At 40.7% G+C, this 18,698-nt stretch carries 21 protein-coding genes; 5 read left to right on the top strand and 16 right to left on the bottom strand.

All coding sequences use genetic code 11. The features are described from left to right. Positions 1-251: 251 nt before the first annotated feature. Entirely contained in the window at positions 252-1,754 is a 1,503-nt protein-coding gene (locus tag C510_RS0103900; protein ID WP_018710026.1) for a radical SAM protein, read from the bottom strand. A gap of 1,758 nt (positions 1,755-3,512) precedes the next feature. Between C510_RS0103900 and C510_RS0103885 the strand changes: the two genes are divergently transcribed. The 5 genes from C510_RS0103885 (at position 3,513) to C510_RS0103865 (ending at position 6,372) form a co-directional block, all read left to right on the top strand. Next, positions 3,513-3,722: a helix-turn-helix domain-containing protein gene (locus C510_RS0103885; protein ID WP_005816033.1), complete on the top strand. Its 210-nt coding sequence runs from the start codon at positions 3,513-3,515 to the stop codon at positions 3,720-3,722. Beyond that, entirely contained in the window at positions 3,719-3,997 is a 279-nt protein-coding gene (locus C510_RS0103880) for a hypothetical protein (protein WP_005816035.1), read from the top strand. Before C510_RS0103885 ends, C510_RS0103880 begins: the two co-directional genes overlap by 4 nt. A gap of 1 nt (position 3,998) precedes the next feature. Next, positions 3,999-5,003 (top strand): DNA cytosine methyltransferase, encoded by a 1,005-nt coding sequence (locus C510_RS0103875; RefSeq protein WP_009317652.1) that lies wholly within the window; start codon positions 3,999-4,001, stop codon positions 5,001-5,003. 107 nt (positions 5,004-5,110) lie between these two features. Beyond that, the gene (locus C510_RS0103870) at positions 5,111-5,611 is read left to right on the top strand and encodes a nucleotidyltransferase domain-containing protein (RefSeq protein ID WP_006743465.1); all 501 of its coding nucleotides are present in this window, start codon (positions 5,111-5,113) and stop codon (positions 5,609-5,611) included. An 11-nt stretch (positions 5,612-5,622) separates the two neighbouring features. After that, on the top strand, positions 5,623-6,372 hold the full coding sequence (locus tag C510_RS0103865; RefSeq protein WP_006743466.1) for a nucleoside phosphorylase: 750 nt from the start codon (positions 5,623-5,625) through the stop codon (positions 6,370-6,372). A 268-nt stretch (positions 6,373-6,640) separates the two neighbouring features. On the opposite strand, the gene C510_RS0103860 is transcribed toward C510_RS0103865, so the two are convergent. From C510_RS0103860 to C510_RS17475, 15 genes are all read right to left on the bottom strand, one after another. Further along, the gene (locus C510_RS0103860) at positions 6,641-7,258 is read right to left on the bottom strand and encodes a hypothetical protein (RefSeq protein WP_005812828.1); all 618 of its coding nucleotides are present in this window, start codon (positions 7,256-7,258) and stop codon (positions 6,641-6,643) included. Between the two features lie 17 nt (positions 7,259-7,275). After that, positions 7,276-8,514: a hypothetical protein gene (locus tag C510_RS0103855; RefSeq protein ID WP_009317650.1), complete on the bottom strand. Its 1,239-nt coding sequence runs from the start codon at positions 8,512-8,514 to the stop codon at positions 7,276-7,278. Next, positions 8,511-8,909 (bottom strand): plasmid mobilization protein, encoded by a 399-nt coding sequence (locus tag C510_RS0103850; protein ID WP_005812832.1) that lies wholly within the window; start codon positions 8,907-8,909, stop codon positions 8,511-8,513. The genes C510_RS0103855 and C510_RS0103850 overlap by 4 nt, the downstream gene beginning before the upstream one ends. Positions 8,910-9,197: 288 nt before the next feature. Next, on the bottom strand, positions 9,198-9,887 hold the full coding sequence (locus C510_RS0103845) for a hypothetical protein (RefSeq protein ID WP_244870445.1): 690 nt from the start codon (positions 9,885-9,887) through the stop codon (positions 9,198-9,200). Between the two features lie 205 nt (positions 9,888-10,092). Then, positions 10,093-11,343, bottom strand: a complete 1,251-nt coding sequence (locus C510_RS0103840) for a site-specific integrase (protein ID WP_025892145.1) — start codon at positions 11,341-11,343, stop codon at positions 10,093-10,095. Positions 11,344-11,380: 37 nt separating this feature from the next. Further along, entirely contained in the window at positions 11,381-11,695 is a 315-nt protein-coding gene (locus tag C510_RS0103835; RefSeq protein ID WP_018710021.1) for a hypothetical protein, read from the bottom strand. Between the two features lie 11 nt (positions 11,696-11,706). Then, positions 11,707-12,027, bottom strand: coding sequence for a helix-turn-helix domain-containing protein (locus C510_RS0103830; protein ID WP_018710020.1), 321 nt, complete (start codon positions 12,025-12,027; stop codon positions 11,707-11,709). A 148-nt stretch (positions 12,028-12,175) separates the two neighbouring features. Then, complete coding sequence (locus C510_RS0103825) at positions 12,176-13,438, bottom strand: site-specific integrase (protein WP_018710019.1); 1,263 nt, start codon at positions 13,436-13,438, stop codon at positions 12,176-12,178. An 84-nt stretch (positions 13,439-13,522) separates the two neighbouring features. Beyond that, a complete protein-coding gene (locus tag C510_RS0103820) occupies positions 13,523-14,695 on the bottom strand; it encodes a site-specific integrase (protein ID WP_018710018.1) in 1,173 nt (390 codons plus the stop codon). Positions 14,696-14,887: 192 nt separating this feature from the next. Continuing rightward, positions 14,888-15,295 carry a DUF4134 family protein gene (locus tag C510_RS0103815; protein ID WP_018710017.1) on the bottom strand — a complete coding sequence of 136 codons (408 nt, stop codon included), beginning with the start codon at positions 15,293-15,295 and terminating at the stop codon, positions 14,888-14,890. A 68-nt stretch (positions 15,296-15,363) separates the two neighbouring features. Continuing rightward, a complete protein-coding gene (locus C510_RS0103810) occupies positions 15,364-15,660 on the bottom strand; it encodes a DUF4134 domain-containing protein (RefSeq protein ID WP_050541679.1) in 297 nt (98 codons plus the stop codon). A gap of 37 nt (positions 15,661-15,697) precedes the next feature. Continuing rightward, complete coding sequence (locus C510_RS0103805) at positions 15,698-16,171, bottom strand: hypothetical protein (protein ID WP_018710016.1); 474 nt, start codon at positions 16,169-16,171, stop codon at positions 15,698-15,700. A 272-nt stretch (positions 16,172-16,443) separates the two neighbouring features. Next, positions 16,444-17,388: a toprim domain-containing protein gene (locus tag C510_RS16080; RefSeq protein WP_025892146.1), complete on the bottom strand. Its 945-nt coding sequence runs from the start codon at positions 17,386-17,388 to the stop codon at positions 16,444-16,446. A gap of 75 nt (positions 17,389-17,463) precedes the next feature. Next, complete coding sequence (locus C510_RS0103795) at positions 17,464-18,579, bottom strand: AAA family ATPase (protein WP_018710014.1); 1,116 nt, start codon at positions 18,577-18,579, stop codon at positions 17,464-17,466. After that, the gene (locus C510_RS17475) at positions 18,557-18,697 is read right to left on the bottom strand and encodes a hypothetical protein (protein WP_018710013.1); all 141 of its coding nucleotides are present in this window, start codon (positions 18,695-18,697) and stop codon (positions 18,557-18,559) included. Before C510_RS17475 ends, C510_RS0103795 begins: the two co-directional genes overlap by 23 nt. Position 18,698 lies beyond the last annotated feature (1 nt).

Raw genomic sequence — 18,698 nt, 5'->3', positions numbered from 1 at the left:
TCTTTTTCGCTAAACATAATCTTTCGAGTTTTAAGTTTAGCACGAAGGTATGCGAAAGAGACATGCTAGTCAATACGCCAATTTTGGAAGCTTACATTTCTCTGACGGACAAGACTACATTAGGGATCTCTTCAGCGAAACTATATTCAATGATGTCAAAGAACAAAGCAGTCTTGATGGACCAATTTTATCTAATAATTATATTTTTTAACTCGTCCTCTAATTTTTTAGTGGACACTAGTGATATGTTCTTATATATCATATGTTATGTTAGTGTTCATTTTGGGGGCATAACAACAACGTGGATCAGGGAAGTCCCAATTGCTAGCCCCATACGCTTTAATTATGTCACTCCAACATCGATTTCTCGTTATTATAAAACAATCATTAAATAATTTACAATCATGACAAGCACTTTTGACATTAATGTTTTCTTGCTTTATCATTAGTAGTTCTCTTGACCGTTGAGAATTCCAAACATCCATAATATTATCATTGTTTAAATCACCAATAATAAAATTAGCATTCCAATACAATTGCTCACAAATAGTGCATTTTCCATCAGGGAGAACAAAAAAATGAGAATTTAGAGCTGTACAATGTCTCCCTATAAAAAATCTACACCCATTCTTAGTTTGAAAATATTTCCTTGAAGATTCTGATCTTCGTGTTATAATGGGAAATGGCGCTATTTTTTCAATATTACTTTTTATGTATGTATTAATATTTTTCAATACTTCTTTGGGTGCCATTAATGCTTGAAAATCACATTCTCTAATAAAATGGGAAAACATCGCCTCTCGAATTTCCCAAAACAATAAATTTTTCTTATCTTTAAAAAAAGAGTAAAGAGACATTATATTCTCAATCGAAGCTGTATCTTTCGTTAAAACACTTTCTATTTTATATGGTATGTTTGCCTCTTCAAGAAGCATAATACCCTTTTTAACACATTCGATATAATGAGTATTTACTTTATATATCAATTGCGTCAATTGTGGATTTATCGAGTCAATTGATAATTGAATTTTTCCTTTATACCCTATTTCTTTTAAATGTTTTATTATATTTTTAGTTAAAGGAACTTTTGTTGAAATAGAATCAGGGCAAAAATCTGCATCTATTAATTCTTTGAGTATATCATACCAATAAGGATGAAGAAAAACTTCCCCTCCAATTAAATTTATATTATTAACACCTAAATTCTTAGCTTGATGAATAATTTCTTTAATTCGTTTTGTAGGAAGTAATTTCTTGACCTGAGTTTTTGTATCAGCATAGCAATAATAACAATTAGTTACACATCTATTTGTAAGCATAAATGTTATATTCAAAGGAACTTCTAGCCTTCTTGTTTCCAAATCAACCCATTGAACGCTTTCAGGTAATTCAATATCATAATTTGTAAGATTATCAAAGTCTATTATAGTATTTTCCTCTATAATAATATTTTTAGGAATTAATAATTCAACACCTCTTATATTTAATATAAATGAAGTTGAATTCTTAATCCATGGATATATAATCTCCGATGCTTTAGATGCTGAGATGCCTATTTTTTTTACAAGCAGACAAATAACATCCTCTAAAGAGATACCTTTTGAAAAAAGAGATAATATCCAAGCATGATATGGATGGATAAATGTTTCTACTTCTTCAGAATCATATTTTTTGTCATTTCTACAATATAAAAGGAATCTATCCCCGTCTTTACGTAATTTGTAGTCAGGATTAAGGAAATATCTCTTCATCATATATAAAATAGTCTTTGTATCAAGAAATCCTTAAGACAAAGACTATAAGTTTTAAAATTGTAGATTCAAGAATTAGACACGCAACCACCTATGCATAAATCACGCACCTCTTTGTTCGAGCAATGCTTAATAATGCAAAAAAGTTCTTCAAATTGAAGTTCATTTCCTTGTTCTTTCATTGTTTCAAATTTTTAGTTAATACTTTAAATAACCGATCAATATTTATGTATGGATTTATTTACACAATATTTTTCCATTAAGTTAAATATTTAATTTGCGCAAGTTTATTAATTAGTTGTAGTTAAGAAGTCAAGCCAATACCTTTGCGAAATAAAGATGTCAATTATACACTTGAATATCGGCTTTAACACCTAAGCTACTTTGGTGGGTGATAACTCTTTTTAACTCCTCTACCCCCTGCAAGTTTCGCGCTCGTATGGTTTGATGTAAATATAATAATTTTATCAATCACTCCATTTAATGATGGTGTTTTTTATTATATATTAACATATCTTCTCTAATAGTAATGAAGCGATAAAAATCTATCCACTATTATTATGATATTAACATTCAATTTATATTATTGATTTTTTGATTTGAAATTGATTTATTATTCTTGTTGTCCAAAATATCAAGATTATGAATTAAGGAAAGTTTATATTCTCCCAAGTCATGAGGTTTATACTGCACTTTCAGTTTAACAAACTGGTAAAATAATATAAAGGAGATCGACATGTCAAGAATCTCAAAAGCTACTCTCATCTGCCTCGTTGACTGTTTGGACAGTTGACCGAGTGTGATTTGCAAATAGACATCTGTCTAAGCTTGGAGGCTCACTCCAATATACTTAATCATCTCGGCTTTCGCAAGACTGTAAATCACACATAGTTATCATGAGCTAATAAAAAGCATGATTATCATATACTTGAAGGATTTGGCTTCTATCTCATTGGGTTGTTCAAACGTCAGACCATCTGAGATGACCATAGACAATGTAAACTATATCAACCAGCATAAAGCTTGTTGCATGGACGTTAGGCAAATATAGTAAAGTGCAGTTAAGAAGCATACATTATTGATTTACGAGGAAGTATCCCGACTAATATCTATATAGCTGTATACTTTATGATGAATATCAAAAATCCTTCGAACAAGTTTTAGCAAATCTATCTTCTTAAAATCACTGTTCTCAATTATCTGTCACTATATTGTTGAGGAGATTCTTTTCATTAAAGAATATGGAGAAGAATAGCGATTTTTTTTAAATGGAAACAATCAATGTGATTTCTTCTTTGTTACATACTCTTTACAAGGAAGATACATGCACCAACAACCATCATGATCTTTTTTTTGAGAATCTGCTTCCGAATTGTAAAGTGCTGAATATCAACACTCCCAAAAAGCAAAAAGTACCAAAAGAAACAAACTGGAAACAAAAATTTCAAAAACCCCAAAATGAAGACATCTGCTTAACATATCTTAACACGGAAATGAACGGAAATTTTCATTTTCTATCATTTTGTGCTGCGTTCCTGAAGGTGCAAAATCAGGTATTGTGAACCTTATTGTCGTTTCAGCAATCAGGTTGAAAAAATGGCTTTAGTTGGAAAAATGTGCACGAAAAGTGGGCTTTTCAGGTGGCATTTTATAGTATTTTCTGCGAAAATACAGTTGTATGTTTAACTTTCTACGTATAAGTCTCTTTAGTCTCACGGAATTTTATTAACTTTGCACCAAAGTTTATTTTTATTGACTAATATGGCTAAGTTAAATCGTATAAAAGCTGTTCTTGCCGAGCAAGAGAAAACAAGCAAATGGTTGGCAGAGCAAGTTGGGAAGTCTGCGTGCACTGTTAGTAAATGGTGCGGAAATACAGTACAACCAGACCTAAAAACACTGGCTTTGATTGCCAAGTGTCTTAATGTGAAAGTTGCAGATTTGATTAAGGAGCCTAACGAAGAATTATGATCTACGGCAAAGAAAATCATATCCTGTCAACAAAGGATGTTGAAACATTTTTCCATCACCTGGTTTATGAACGCAAGGTGAATTTCCATCCTGATGATATGTTCGAGGATTATGTGTCATGCGAGGGCGGCATCAATACTTTTACGATTGATGAATGTGCTATTTACAATCGCTTGATGGACGAATGTTTCAGAGTATGTGATAATGAAGGAGTTGATATTTACTCCATCGGATTGAAGGAGCTTCAAACGGCTCTTGGTATAAATGTAGCATAAAATGGCAAAGAAAAAATACAAGGTGTTAGACCTATTTTGTGGTTGCGGAGGCATAAGCGAGGGCTATGCTCTTGCAGGCTTTGATATTGCAGGTGGCATTGATTTCAATGAATATGCAACCATTACCTTCCAACATAATTTCAAGAAGGCAAAAGTTCACAACATAGACATCACAACCTTCCCAGATAGTCAAATCGAAGAAGAGTATGGTGATGTTGATGTAATTGTTGGTGGACCTCCATGCCAAGGTTTTTCGTCAGCTAATCGTTGGCAGAAGGAGATGGAGGATCCACGAAACAAGTTGTTCTTTGAATATATTCGATTTGTTCAAAAGATACATCCTAAAGTAATCATGATCGAAAATGTAAGAGGACTTCTTACAAGAGATAATGGTTACGCTATTGAGCGTATCAAGGAGATATTAGGTGCTGAAGAGTATAACATAACTTATCAGGTACTCGATGCGTCCGAATACGGTGTCCCTCAAAATAGAAAGAGAGCAATTATTGTAGGAGTTCGTAAAGACTACAAAGATATTAAATTCGACTTCAGCAAAATAGAAAAGCAAGAAAAGACAACTGTAGAAGATGCAATTGGGGAATTGTATTGCTTTGAACAAAGTCCAGACGGAGTTAAGCAAATATCTACACCTGCAGATACACCACTGCGAAAATTCTTAAGAACAAAGGATAATTCTATTCTTGATCAAGATATTGTCTATCCTGCACAAAAGGTTCAAGACCGCATAAAGCATGTCCCACAGGGAGGTAATTGGCAAAATGTGCCAGCAGAATTGTGGCCGACTAATCGTCAAAACCGACATTCTTCTGCATACAAGAGACTTGATCCCAGAACTCAATCTTGTACTATTGATACAGGAAATGCACATAGCAATTATTTTCACCCACTGTTTCATAGAATCCCAACTATCAGAGAGTCTGCAAGACTACAATCTTTCCCTGATAGCTTTGAGTTTCAAGGACAAAGCGCAGAGATTCTTCGATAATGGTCGTAGAAATCGGAGTTTCTTCGATTGTTCTTCGACTTCTTACAGCAAACAAGGGGGTTCTTTCTGAAGGATTCGTTATATTTGCACCGATAAATTGCAATTTTATGGTCACTTATTTTGATGCATGTGAGATTCTTGAAATGCTGTCTGAAGCATCTGTAAAGGTGTTTCTGGACGGCGGTTGGGGTGTCGATGCACTTATAGGCAGAGAAACAAGAATACATAACGACATCGATCTGTTCGTAGAGAAGAAAGACTATGGTAAGGCCATATCCGTGATTACCTGGAAGGGATACAGAGAAGTTGTAATGGACTATACGACCGATAGCCATACTGTCTGGAAAGATGACAACGGAAGAATAATCGATCTGCATTGTTTCGAATATGTCGAAGATGGAATTCTATATGACGGATACACTTTCCCAAGCGAAACTTTCTCAGGTAAAGGAAATATCGGGAATATTGAGGTAACATGCATAAACCCGGAGGCACAGGTACAGTTCCATCTTGGATATGAATACGATGAAAATGATGTCCACGACGTCCTGTTATTATGCAGAACTTTCAATCTTGAGATACCGGAGCAATATAAAACTCACATCTGATTCAATATGCTATGATTACTGATAGTTATGATATTGAAACTGAACCAATGATCAATCTGTTTGATTTCTACGGCAGACGTGGAGATTTTGCAGATATATGCCTGATAATATTCTCGAAGGAGATTCATCGGCATTTACTTGATTCCTACGAATCTGAAATTATTGCAACTATGCCGGCTTGCAATGGCGATACGCATATCTATAAAACAACTTATAAAGGAGTTACGATAACTTTCTACCTGTCAGGAATAGGTTCAGCAGTAGCATCCTCTCAATGTCATCTTGCAAGCTGGCTAACTGGAGCATCAAAGTTCATTATGTTCGGTTCCTGTGGCAGTCTTGACCGTACAACCACACAAGGTAGATTTATCATACCGACACAAAGTTACAGAGGGGACGGGTGTTCATATTATTTTGCAGCACCATCCGACTATATTGATATAGCCGCAAGCAAGGAACTTTCCATAATTTTCGACAAATTATCTGTACCATATATTACAGGTAAAATATGGACGACAGATTCGATGATCAGAGAAACAAAAGGACTTGTACGCAAACGTATGGAAGAAGGGTGCATCGCTGTAGAAATGGAATTGGCTGGAGTTCAATCTGTGTGCGACTTCTACAATTTGAAGTTGTATGCTTTTTTTGAAACAGGTGACATTTTGGATACAAATGGATATGAAGCCAAAGGCTTGAACAATGCCAACCATAGTTTAAACAAACTTTATATTGCTTTAGAAACGGCAACCTACATCTGAAGTATATCAGAATTGTAAATTCCCATTTAGCGGACTATATAAAAAGTATTCCATAACCATCTATACGTGGTTTACGGAATGCTTACTTTATAACAATTAGGTTTACACTCGTTTATTTTGACGGTGCAAAGTTACTCATGCTATCTGGCTCCCACAACGGGCAATAGTGCACATTTTCAAGAAAATGACGTTTTCAAGAAAAAAAATATCCCTACAAACTTAGACTATGCCAAGTTTCGTAGGGATTTTGGAGGGTATAAACATTAGATTACTTCGTCCAGTGGTAGTGACTGTCGAGCATCAGGAAGATAGCCAAGCCGAAAATAACGAGTCCAAGGACAAAGAAGAACCAGAAGAAATACTGCACATAGTGTCCGAGGTAGGTTCCGTCGTACTCCTTGTACCTTTCCTGAACCCTTCTACGTTCTTCATAAAACATTTGATTGACCTCACGGATATGCTTCTGCATCTGAGTGGTCATCCATTCATGTTGTTTGTCGAACATGTCCTGAATCTTCTTCCAGTCAACATCATCGACTCTGACTGAAACCTTCAACTTGGTTGGGGCATCCTTCAGAACATTGTCAATGTGGGTATTGATGGTGTCAACCTTACCACTGATAGTGTCAACGGCATTGCCAAGAGCAGTCTGAGCTGAATTGTACTTACGGATGGCAGACTCCAGTTGAAGAGTTGCATTGATCCAAGTGTTGGTCGCTTTGTCAATGTTCTCACTCAACTGCCTGAGTTCAGGCGCACGACTGACAACAGCATCCTCGGCATCATGCTCTTCAATCTCTTCCTGGACTTCGTTCATCATGTCATCGAAGTCAGGCTTCTGCTCGTCATCTTCGATGAGTTCTTCTACATGTTTTGTTCTTCTCATTGATATGTAGGATTTGTCTAACGGTGGAATGAACGTCTTTTCTGCGGTGGCTTGCACATGGCATGAGCCATCTGGAGGCAACGGCGAGCCCGCTCACGCTCGTCTTCGTCATCATCCTTACCCCAACCAGAGGAAGGAGCAGAACCACCACCGCCACAAGATTCGGACACGGTTGTTGCTGCATCAATCATATCAAGGAAGAGAAGCATACCTACATGAGAAATGTCCTCTCTTGATGCAGTCATATCAGAATCAGGAACCTGAACCTCATTGAGGAAGATGTCCTTGACCGTGTTCGGAATATAGATTCTCTTCATTTCACCGCTAACATTGACATTGAAGGCAGTCTTGGTAGCAACTGGCAATGGCTTAGAATTGGACTGGGTAGGTTTCGTTGTCTGAGCAACAGGGCGAGCAGGGCGAGCCGGTGAAACGGAAGGTGAAGCAGGTCGCATCTTGACCTGAGTAGGCTTAGGATGCATCTTCTTCCATGTGGCTTCAAGCTGTGATACCATGAACTTTCGACCGATGGCAGAAGCCTTGAACACTGAGGCATTCTTGCCGATGGTGTAGCCCACAAGTTTGCAGTTAGTAGTGTCATACCTTGGATTGACCTCATAGCCTCTCATGCGAAGCATATCAAAGTAACGGTCAATGTCGAAACTATCCATCTTCTGAAGGGTATATTCGCAAAACTCCGCTATATCTTGTTGGCGCATTTCACGAACCTCCTGAGGTTGCTCCCAACCATGCCTTGCGTTGATAATTTCCGCAGCCCTTATTGCTCTGATGTGAACATCGTGAACATCGTTGGTCTTGCCGTCATTATCCACACGGCAACAGTCAAGATGCAGGTGAAGGGTTCCAGACTTGGAATCCCGATGCAAGGCAGCAACACTCATAGAATTGCGGAAATTGGTCTTGACCTTCTCCTTAAAGCCTTTGGGTAAAAGTCCGACTGAATCCAAAGCTTCCAATCCTTCATCAGCGAGGTTTGCCCAGTCATCCAAGGTATAGTTCTCTGACTCTTCCTTGGATGGGGAGAGTACAAACGTGGTCATGAAGCGTTCCAACTTTCGCCCAACAGTCCTGTCCTGTTGATGCAACTGGCAGTGATGCTTCATCCGATACCAGATTTCGGTGGCATCGAGATAGTCAGGCATGTGGTTCACCTTGACCACGGTTGCATCCTCCTTCTCCATTGCGTACCTTGCGGCATTGCCGCCATAGGCTACTGGTCTTGCGAGTATAATCATTCGTCTTCTTGAACTTTGGTCAGTACAGGAGAAGTAAGGTTGTCTTCAATGCTATACCAGTGTTTGATGAGTCGTTCAACGGCTTCAATCCACCACTTCATGAACTTTGGAGATCTGAACATCTTCTGCTTTTCCTCGGGTGAAGCATCGTGCAACTTACTGCGGACTTTTATCAAGTCGGTACGTGCCTCAGTCAGAGAGTTCAGGGCTTTGCTTTCCTCTGGAGTGAGTCGCTGACGTGGGTGATGCTTCTTGCCAGTCTCAACGAGATACTTGCCTATGCTCATACCACATTCCTTAGCGAGTTTTTTCAGTTCCTTCCAGTCCTTATCGGTACAGCGGAAGGAATGCACCCTTGTGGGTGTCTTCTTGATAATCTTCTTTTTCTTAGCCATATCTTTGAATATGATTAAAGGGATGAATATAAATCAGTAAAAAAGAAGGACATAGGTCTGCGAGCCTGCGAGTAGCCCGAGAAACTTTTAGGACTGCATAAATTTGGTCACAAATAATGTAGTACAAAAGGATTTCTCGAAAAGTACCTCTTAAAAATCGGTCCTTTTACCTGCTAAGTTCTCGTCAGGGCTTAGAAGGTCGTTTCGGCTTGCCGTATCGTCCTGTATCGGTAAACGTCCTTTGGGATGGTTTGGCGGTGCAGGTCGCATTCCTGAGTCCTCAGACGGCTATTTGTTGCCGTTCTGGTGGTAGTAGCCGTTGGGCTTCTGATAGCCGTTGTTAGGCTGTCCTTGGTTGCCGTTAGGCTGCTGTGGCTGCTGTCCTCCCTGCTGAGAAGGAGTCTGCTCATGCTGCTTCCCTTCATTCTGCTTGCCATCGGCTTCACCTTGGGGCGAAGGGCTGTCAGCAGACTGAGGGGAATTGTTTTCAGGAGGTGATGGTGACTTGTTGCCATCTGCTCCAGACTTACCCACATTGCCACTATCATTAGATTGTGGTGATTGGTGCGACACATTGCCAGTTGTCTGAGGATTATTGCCCTCGGCAGAGTCCTTGGATTTGTCATCGGCAGAAGCGGAACCTTCCTTGTCCTTCTTCTTGTCATCAGGATTCTCTGTGATGATGACCTTGGAGGCAGGAACTTCCGCATGGATGATTGCCGTACTGTCGTTATTGCGCTTTAAGGCAAAGGCATTCGACACGAACTTGGCATCCACATACCAACCCGAAAGACAATGAAGGGTGTAGATGCGGTTATCTTCCACTTCCTGTGAAGAGAAAATGCCCACAGCCTCCATAGCATCCAACAGCTTTGGAACCGTCTTGCGGTCTTTATCCCAGAGTTTGGCAAGTTGGGTATTGTCAACCATAACCTGACCTGCCAAGATTTCAACTTGCTTGGTCTTGCTGATTTGCACAAGTTTTGGAACTGGCTCGGCAAGATCCACAAGCGACATGAAGCATTCCATACGGTCAATCTTGTACTTCTTGCTTCGAAGATGCTTCAACTGGTCTTCTGAGAAGGTGAAGCAACGATGTAACTTTTTATCGTCCATAGTCTATGATATTTGAAAAATGTAACCTAATAAAGGGAAAAGGAATATGCCATCAAAAAGAAGAGAATCACTGGATAAGTTCAACCAGGGATTTCTTCATGTCATCATCAATGACTCGGTATCGGGCAAAAGCAACGCTGCCTTTGGCATGACCTGACATAGAAGCAACCAAATCAGGGTCTTTGACCATGCGGTAAAGATTACCGATAAAAGTCCTTCGTGCAAGATGAGATGTAGCCACATCTGAGATTGGCTTCTTCTCTTCAAGCCGTGTCTTAGGGTTAATCACAGTGACAACACGATTTACCTTGGCACGCTTCAAGATTCTACGGATAGCATCGTTGAACTTGAAGTTATAATGCTTGGGGAAGATTGGTTCATCATCACCATGGTCATGGCCATCAAGGATAGCCATAGCCTTGGGGATAAGAGGAACCCTTACAACGTCACCAGACTTGCCCTTGGTCTTGATGGGGATATATTCCAGAACACCGTCAATAATGTTCTTGGGGGTGAAGGTCACAAGATCACTATGACGGCATCCGACCATACACTGAAACACGAACATATCACGATACTCAGCAAGTTCTGCATCATCCGTGAGGTCTGCACCCAGAACTTGGTCACGCTCCTGAATGGTCAGGAAATATGGAGTGCCATAGAGAGCCTTGGGCATGTCATAGCCAAAGAAGGGATCATTGTTTGTGACTCCCTGCTTGCGAACCCAGTTGCACACGGTTCGTAACATGGTCATGTTAGTGACGATGGTATTCATAGATATGTCATAGTCAGAAGACAGGAAATCCGCAAACGCACGAAGATCATCGGCAGTCATGCTGTCAATGTTCATCGGGTGTTTGTGTTCATCCTCAAAGCGAGTAACCTTATCAATCAGGCATCGGGTGTTACACTCCTGATGCTTGGCAAAATGCTTGTTCTGAAGGTATCTCTCTGCCCAGATGACAAGAGATTTGCTTACCGCCATGCCACTGCCCATGCAATAGGCATTGGGGTGGTGATAGGCAAATATCAGTCGTCTGAGCCAGTCGGAGTTTGCTCCGATATAGTATTCCCTGGTTATGATACCTGTAATCTCCTTGACCTGTGAGTCAAAGAGGTTTCTGGTATCGTCATCCACAAGATTGACACGGCTCTTGTAGCCCTGTCGTTCTTGGCTCCAGTGATTGGGATTGATCTGAAGTTCGCTTGCGCACTTGACATCAAGCCCTTTGTCTCGGACACGGAAGTACACCGAAGCACGGCTGTCGAGGTCGTTCTTCGATGTATCTTTCTGACGTATGTAAGCGGTAACTCTCATTGATATGTCTATGATATGACAAAAGGGAAAGAAGAAACTATCTGCGGAAATGCAGGTGTCGATGCTCGGGATAGTCCGAAGCAATGTCCTTCAGCTGCTGTTCAAGTCGCTCGTTCTGGTACGGAGTGAGCGCATGGATAGCCTTGATGCAGACACTCTGCACAAGCAGGGTTCGTCTGCCGATAGTGTTCTCTTGGTCTATGCCCTTGTTGGCATGAGACAACTCGCACAGTTCATTGAAGGCATCCTTCATACTGTGATAGCCTGTGCCATCCTTGGCATAGGTAACGGCAAGGCTGGCTACCTGAGCCAGTTTGTCGTTGTACTGCTGTTGGTTGAAATCCTGATTCATATACTCATTGATTAGTGGTTGGCGAGTTCGTTCAGCTTCTGGGCTGCTGCCTCCTTGGTCTCAGCCTCGGACATGCTGCGGTTCTGACGCATCCACTTCAGAAGTTCAGTCTTCTCAAAGTAGATAAGTTTGCCGTTTGGACGGAAGAAAGGAAGCTCATGACGATGGGTCATCTTGTAGAGACTGCTCTTTGATATACCCATGAAAAGGGCAGCTTCTTCAAGTGTCAATACCTCCTTGGCTGCGCTGAGAGTATTCTCCAGAACCTCGATGCGATGCTCAAATGACTCTACCTTCAAAAGAAGAGTCTCGTTGTCAATAGTCTTATTCATAATCTTGATATTTAATTATTTACGTTATCCTGAATGCTTGGTTTTGAGATAGCAAGCCCCTAAAGGTAGCGGAAACCACTACCTTGAATCAGGGCACTGCTTTTGATGAAATGAAACTGGTTGTTATCCTGAATCGGCTCGTTAGCCGTTATTCGTTATCCTGTATATCTATGACCTTGCGAGGGTGCGTGTTGGTCGCTGCCGTTCGCTTGGTTCGTGGAATCTTCTTGTTCTCGGTGTGTGGCTTGCGACTCCTGAATACCGTCTTGGTATTGGAGATAGCCTTGACCTTTTCCTCAGTCAGCACGTCTGCATAGACTGCGGTTGATTTGAGCGACTTGTGACCCATGAGTTTCTTGGTGGTCTCGATGTCACCAGTAGCCGCTTGGATCAATGTACCAAAGGTATGTCGGGAGGTATGGAAGGAGATTGTCTTCGTGATACCTACCTTCTTGGCTATTCTTTTGAGAGCTGCATCTACATTGGCATGGGCAGGAAGGTGGAAAACCTTGTCATCCTTCTTGGGTGGCATCCATGCTTCTGCGGTTGAGCAGATTGGAACGGCATTGAGTTCCTTGGTCTTCTTCTGGACGATTACAAGTGTGTTCGTTGCCTCGTTCCTCATGATGTTTGACCATCGCAAAGCCCTTATGTCGCTGATGCGTAGTCCTGTAAGGCAAGCAAAGCCAAATGCCAACTGGGTTTCCCTGACTCCGTTTGTCTCTTCTGATGCCATGAAGAGTTTGAGTTCATCGGGTGTAAGGTACAGCTTGTGACCAGACTTTGGCTTGGAGATAGTGTCTTCCTTCTCCAACTGATAGAAGGGGTTTGCCTTCAACTTGCCAGTCTTGACAGCCTTGTTGAATACTGCGACAATGCGTTGTTGCATGTTCCGCAAACTGGCATTGCTCAACGGCTTTGCCTTGACTCTCACATACTTCTGAGGTACATAGTCATTCTTCAGCCAAAGAAAGAATGCCTTGAACCATGTCTTATCAAACTTCATCAGAGTGATGTGAGGTCTGCGCTTTGCCTTCAGGAACTCCTTCATGCGTTCTTGAAGGTATTGAGTCTGCTCGACAGTCCTCTTGGAATATTCGGGATTGCCGTCCATCCACTCCATGTAGGTCTGGATCCAGTCAATGACCTCGGGAGAATCATCATCTGGAATGTCGGGTACGACCATCAAGTGACCTTTCTCGGGAATGGTCTCGGGATGAAGGATGCGCTCGGCACGAATCTCCTGCGCACGTTTCAAGGTAGCCTCGTTGCGTTCCTTTGTCTCTTGGTTAATCTCAGGGATTAGGTAGAGGGAAAGGAACTCAAACTTGCGCTTGCCATTGTCATAGATGTCAAGATACAGGCTCTTGTTGTCGTTTTCGAGGTCTTTTTGTCGAAGTGTGATGGTCATATCAATGATTGTTATAATTGGTTATACCACTGGGGTGAAACACCACCCTGGTTTATCAAAGGGGGTGCTTTCAAGTCACCTCCTTTACTTGAACATTCCATCAATGAGGTTGATGGCTTCCTCCTTCTTCTTATCTACGATTTTCGCATAGATTTCAGTGGTCTGAATGTTGGTGTGACCCATCAACTTGCTTGTTGTGAACAGGTCTGCGCCAAGTGTCAGCATCATTGTGCCGAAGGTGTGACGAGAACAGTGGAAACTGATGTGCTTCTCTACACCTGCTGCCTCTGCCCATTTGCGAAGGGCTCTGCCTATGACGGTCTGAGTAGTTGGTATATCAAAGAAGGGAGTTGTTATTCCCTTTGGTTTTGGTAACCAACGCTTTGCCTCTTCCGAGAGTGGGATGATGACAGGTTTCTCAGTCTTCTGCATTTCCATGTCAATGTACTCGCCCTTTCCGTCAGGAGTCTTGAAGATGTGAATCGGTGCAAGTTTGTACATGTCACTGAGTCGCAATCCTGTGAAACAAGCAAAGATGAAGGCTTGCTTGACCTCTGGGCGGTAACTGTCGGTTGCCATGAGGGCTTTAAGTTCCTCAATGGTAAGGTATTCCTTCTTGCCATCCTTTGGCTGAATGCGCTCCTTGGCATCCAGTTCCTTCATAGGATTGTTACGGATGATACCTTGACGGACGGCATTGTTGAGAGTAGTCGAGAACATTCCGAGATAACGGCTTGCCGTGTTCTGACTGATAGGTCTTGGCTCAATGTACTTGCAGTGTGAGTTTGGGAAGGTGCGAAGGAACTTCACATACCCACGGCAGAAATCAGCATTGACCTCTTCAAGGGTGATGAAGGTCTGATTGGACTCTTCAAGATACTTCTCCACGGTGTGAAGCATTTCAACACGACAATGGAGGGTTGAGTTCTTGGTGCTGACTCCACCTTCACAATACTTCTTGATCCATCCTGTCAAGAGTTGTGAACCCTGCTTGACGGTTTCCCAGTCTTGCACTCCGTGACCATGGAGAGCCTTGATGCGCTCTGCCTTGATACGTTCTGCGACTGCCATCGTTTCCTTGTTCTGCTCCTTGCAGAGTGGATTGACCTCAGGAATGATGTAGAGTTTCAGATACTCATACTTCCTGACTCCCTTCCAGTAGATGTCAAGATAGATACTCTTGTTGCCATCTGCGAGGGATTTGAGACGAATCTTAATCGGCTCCTTCAGTTTGACTTGTTTCTTTGGTCTTGCCATGCTTGTATATTTTTTATTGGTAACTTACTCCCGAAAGAAGGGAAAATGAATTTTGCAGAGGGTCTGCGAGGTTTGGGCTTTTCGGATGCTGATATATCGTTTCTGCATCGTGATTATGCCCTTGAAAGCATGTGCAAAGATATGAAAATCAAGCCATATATGAGAAACAAATCAGAAACAAAAATCATTTTATTATATCTTTTTAAGAGTCGGTTGTGCAAGAATCGGAAAATTCAAAAATTCGCTTATTCGCTTGATACTAAGCACTTTATTTGTCACTTCCTTTCTTATCCTTTCCAACCAATTTTGGAGGACTAAGATATTCTTGACGTCCTGCTCTTCATTGTTCATTGCAATGTAAACGCTGATGGCACCGACAACGGCAACAACACCGGCTATGGCATAACAAAGCTTCACCACGTATGGAACGTACTTTGCTATTTCTTCCGTAACTGTAGTCAGCGCATTTGTTCCGGCTGTGTAGTCTCCGGCAGCATTCTGAGCATAAGTGGCTGCTACTCCGCAAAAGAGCAACATGGCCAGTGTTCCAACACGTTTAGCATTGAAAATCCTTTTGGTTAAATTCTTGATTTTCTTCATTTTTTGTTGTTTTACAGTTAAAAATTAGACATGTTATCCTTACTTGCTTGATTCTTAAATTCTTAGTTTTATACAATATTATAGCCAAAGAATGCTGGGAAAATGATAGTTGCGCCAATCATAAACAGGCAGGCTCCGACCAGCATCATGATTGATTTGGTCACATCTCCTTCACCGGTATTCATTTTGATATAGATTTGTAAAGCTCCGATAATTGCTACTATGGATGCAATAGCATACAGAAGATATACTACATAGAGCATCATTGTGACCGTAAAATCATGGGCATTGCTCAATGCGTCAGCACCCCAGCTGTAGTCAACACCACCGCATTTAGCAAATGCCGACTGAGGCTGGAGGAACATGAAGCCGAAACAGGCAATAAAAAACAGTTGATTGATTTTACAGTTTATCGATTGCATTCCTTTTCTCTATTTTTCTTTTGTTGTGTTTGTCGTTGAGATTTTGCATAAACTCATCAGGATAAAAACTGTATTGAGGAACTGCCTCTATCTCTTCCATGCTTTCTTCGTTTTCTTTATTGAGTTCTGCACTTGTAGTAGTCTGTTGAGTGGATTTTGACTCTTCCTCTTCAGGAGGGGAACTGTTGCTCTGCTTATTGCCTGTTGGAATGACTACCCGAAGGCCGTCGTCTGTTACTTGCTCTGTGTATGTCATGTCACTACCTTCAGGACCATCATTATGTTCTTCCACGGAAACCGGCACTTCTTCATTATCCATGCTGCTGACATCAATGGTCTCTTCATTCGTTTTCTTTTCATCTTTCTTACTATGAAGGTCAAGTGTAATCATTACTGAAAAGTAAACCACATACGCAAAGGTGAGGACGAATACGAATATTACAAATCCTGGCATTTCTCAATCTGATTTTAATGTGTTATTATAAAAAAGTTTCATACTCAGAAGACAAAACTTAAAATCAATTTGCTCCTGTGTTATGACAAAGGAAATGAGTTTTATGGTATTCCGATAAAAATATGCCGATTTGCATTTCAGTATTAACATACATTTGTTTAGAAGTATGATATTCTGATAAAAATCATACTATTAGAATAAAAACATCACAAAAAAGGAGGCTCTCCTGTGGGGAACCTCCTTAAACTAATAGAACAGACTTATTATTTTTGTTACTCCTTTACTATTCCATTGATAACATCGTTCAGATCCTTGAAATTACGGTATCTGATGGATTCATCAATTACCTTGTCTAAATATTCATCCTTGATTTTCTTTATGGTCGCTGCACCGGCAGCATCATTATCAAGATAGCAGTGTATTACATCATATACCTGGAGATATGGAAGTGCAGTTTTAATATTGCTGATTGAATTAAGAACAATATAATCACAGTCGTTTTCAACACAAAGTTGTATATCCATCATCCATTTTCTGATACTTACATACGTGAGCATATCAAAGAAACCTTCAAATATGCAGCATTCTGAATGTGATTTACCGTTGGGCTTTATTACGGATATTGTTTTCTTTCCGATACTGCGTTTGCAGTATTTGTTTCTGATTTCCATACCACCATCTACATTTTCAAAGGCTATGGCATAGTAATGTTTATCGTTGATATGATAATGTATTTCCTTACAGAACTCCTGAGCAACCTCGAAGTCAACACGTCTTTGTAAAATATATCTTTTCAGATTGGGATGACTGAGCTTGCTAATACGATCAACGAAAGTAATACTTTTTCTCTCATTCCCCCTTTCTGCTATATGGCTCTCATTCCACGTATTTCTTTTTAGTTGTTCTTTGGTAATAGCTTCATAATCTTCAGCATATTTGAGGTGATGGTTCTTAATCTGTTGTTCAAGATAAGTCAGGACTTGATGATTATTCCATGAAGGGTGCATCTTCTGAACAAGATTTATAATGTTTCCTCCTGAGCTGGCCCCAAAGTCATTCCAAAGATTTTTTGTAGGACTGACATTGAAAGATGGAGACGATTCAGATCTAAAGGGAGATAGATACCAGTAATTACCTCGATGGATATAGGCAAACTGATAACCTTCCGTTTCAAGGAACTGTACAATACTGACTGATTTTATTTCATCTATGGTCATGGCATATCAATAATGTCTAATTGGGCTTATATAAGTTTAGTATATATATACCCTGTTAAACTTAAACTCATAAACTTACTTTAACGGCAGGAGTGCAGGATGATAATGATAACCGTCTTTGTCCTTGGTAATCAGTTTGCGCTCACAGAAGATTTTAAGCATATCCTTAACTGCATTGTCCCCACGCTTGTAGCCTTCTTGTGCGTAAGCCTGGCTGATTGCTTTCACCAGTTCAAGATACCTCTGTGGACTCTCACCTTCAAAAACAGTGTGAAGTACTTTGGCATGTAAGTCATCTGGCAGAGATGTCAAGGGCTTATCTTTGGGTTTGACTACTGTAATATGATAGCCATCATCCAAGACGGGAAGAGAGTTGTCGTCAATGTGAAATGCCCATGAAGAAAACTCCTTGTCTCGCATGTGCATAGGCCTGACTTCACTGATGTTGGAATCCTGTTTGTTCTTGCTGATTATCAGAACTGTTTCAGCCTTGTTTTCAAGTTCGGTACCAATATGACCTCTGGTGTTATTGTCATTCTTGTTAAGATGCAGCACGCAATGGATGTGAAGATTGTACTTGCTTGTCCAGGCCATGAGCATAGTCATCACATCGGTTGATTCTTTGGCATTGTTAATGTCATACATGAGATCTCGTAAGCCGTCGATAATGACCAATCCTACACCCTCAAATGTTCTTAGGGCATAATCTATGAGGGCAATACGGAGAGTAGGAGTGAACTCCCTTAGCCCATAAAACTTGATGCGTTTATCTTCCTTTGTCAGACTCAATCCTGCAAGGCGGTAGATGCGTTCTATCACATTGTGGCAGTGAAACCTACTTTGTTCTGTATCGAAATAGAGGATTTTGCGTTTACCATCAGGAAGACTGGCCCGGTATTTAAGAACCGTTGAATTGTTTACTGCTGCTGCAACCATTGCTGTAATATTAAAGGTTTTCTTGCTCTTTGCTTTACCGGTGGATGCGCTGAAATTACCAAAGGTTGCTATGGTACAATCTCCAACCCATAAAATCTGTGGTGGAACAGGAGGCTTTTCACATGCTTTTATTTCTCCTTGTCTCAGGTAGTTGTCTAGTTCCTGGTCGTTGAATGTACTCTTGCTCAGCATCCCGACTTCAAGAGAGCTTTCCACTGAACATTCCTTATCATTACTGTTTTTCCTTCTTATCATGACATAGTTCTTTTTTATTATCATTTTTTGAGAAACTTATGACAACTTCTGACTTTTTCAGTAAAGCAGTCAGTTGAGCATCTGTATAAACCTTCTTTTTATTATGTTTCTTCTTCATT

Source organism: Phocaeicola barnesiae DSM 18169 = JCM 13652, from assembly GCF_000374585.1.
GTDB classification, from domain to species: Bacteria; Bacteroidota; Bacteroidia; order Bacteroidales; family Bacteroidaceae; genus Phocaeicola; species Phocaeicola barnesiae.
This window is presented reverse-complemented; position numbering and strand designations above follow the sequence as displayed.

Coding starts and splice junctions, on each gene's coding strand:
- C510_RS0103900 (WP_018710026.1), bottom strand. CDS start 1,754: ATGATGAAGAGATATTTCCTTAATCCTGACTACAAATTACGTAAAGAC.
- C510_RS0103885 (WP_005816033.1), top strand. CDS start 3,513: ATGGCTAAGTTAAATCGTATAAAAGCTGTTCTTGCCGAGCAAGAGAAA.
- C510_RS0103880 (WP_005816035.1), top strand. CDS start 3,719: ATGATCTACGGCAAAGAAAATCATATCCTGTCAACAAAGGATGTTGAA.
- C510_RS0103875 (WP_009317652.1), top strand. CDS start 3,999: ATGGCAAAGAAAAAATACAAGGTGTTAGACCTATTTTGTGGTTGCGGA.
- C510_RS0103870 (WP_006743465.1), top strand. CDS start 5,111: ATGGTCACTTATTTTGATGCATGTGAGATTCTTGAAATGCTGTCTGAA.
- C510_RS0103865 (WP_006743466.1), top strand. CDS start 5,623: ATGATTACTGATAGTTATGATATTGAAACTGAACCAATGATCAATCTG.
- C510_RS0103860 (WP_005812828.1), bottom strand. CDS start 7,258: ATGAGAAGAACAAAACATGTAGAAGAACTCATCGAAGATGACGAGCAG.
- C510_RS0103855 (WP_009317650.1), bottom strand. CDS start 8,514: ATGATTATACTCGCAAGACCAGTAGCCTATGGCGGCAATGCCGCAAGG.
- C510_RS0103850 (WP_005812832.1), bottom strand. CDS start 8,909: ATGGCTAAGAAAAAGAAGATTATCAAGAAGACACCCACAAGGGTGCAT.
- C510_RS0103840 (WP_025892145.1), bottom strand. CDS start 11,343: ATGAGAGTTACCGCTTACATACGTCAGAAAGATACATCGAAGAACGAC.
- C510_RS0103835 (WP_018710021.1), bottom strand. CDS start 11,695: ATGAATCAGGATTTCAACCAACAGCAGTACAACGACAAACTGGCTCAG.
- C510_RS0103830 (WP_018710020.1), bottom strand. CDS start 12,027: ATGAATAAGACTATTGACAACGAGACTCTTCTTTTGAAGGTAGAGTCA.
- C510_RS0103825 (WP_018710019.1), bottom strand. CDS start 13,438: ATGACCATCACACTTCGACAAAAAGACCTCGAAAACGACAACAAGAGC.
- C510_RS0103820 (WP_018710018.1), bottom strand. CDS start 14,695: ATGGCAAGACCAAAGAAACAAGTCAAACTGAAGGAGCCGATTAAGATT.
- C510_RS0103815 (WP_018710017.1), bottom strand. CDS start 15,295: ATGAAGAAAATCAAGAATTTAACCAAAAGGATTTTCAATGCTAAACGT.
- C510_RS0103810 (WP_050541679.1), bottom strand. CDS start 15,660: ATGTTCCTCCAGCCTCAGTCGGCATTTGCTAAATGCGGTGGTGTTGAC.
- C510_RS0103805 (WP_018710016.1), bottom strand. CDS start 16,171: ATGCCAGGATTTGTAATATTCGTATTCGTCCTCACCTTTGCGTATGTG.
- C510_RS16080 (WP_025892146.1), bottom strand. CDS start 17,388: ATGACCATAGATGAAATAAAATCAGTCAGTATTGTACAGTTCCTTGAA.
- C510_RS0103795 (WP_018710014.1), bottom strand. CDS start 18,579: ATGATAAGAAGGAAAAACAGTAATGATAAGGAATGTTCAGTGGAAAGC.
- C510_RS17475 (WP_018710013.1), bottom strand. CDS start 18,697: ATGAAGAAGAAACATAATAAAAAGAAGGTTTATACAGATGCTCAACTG.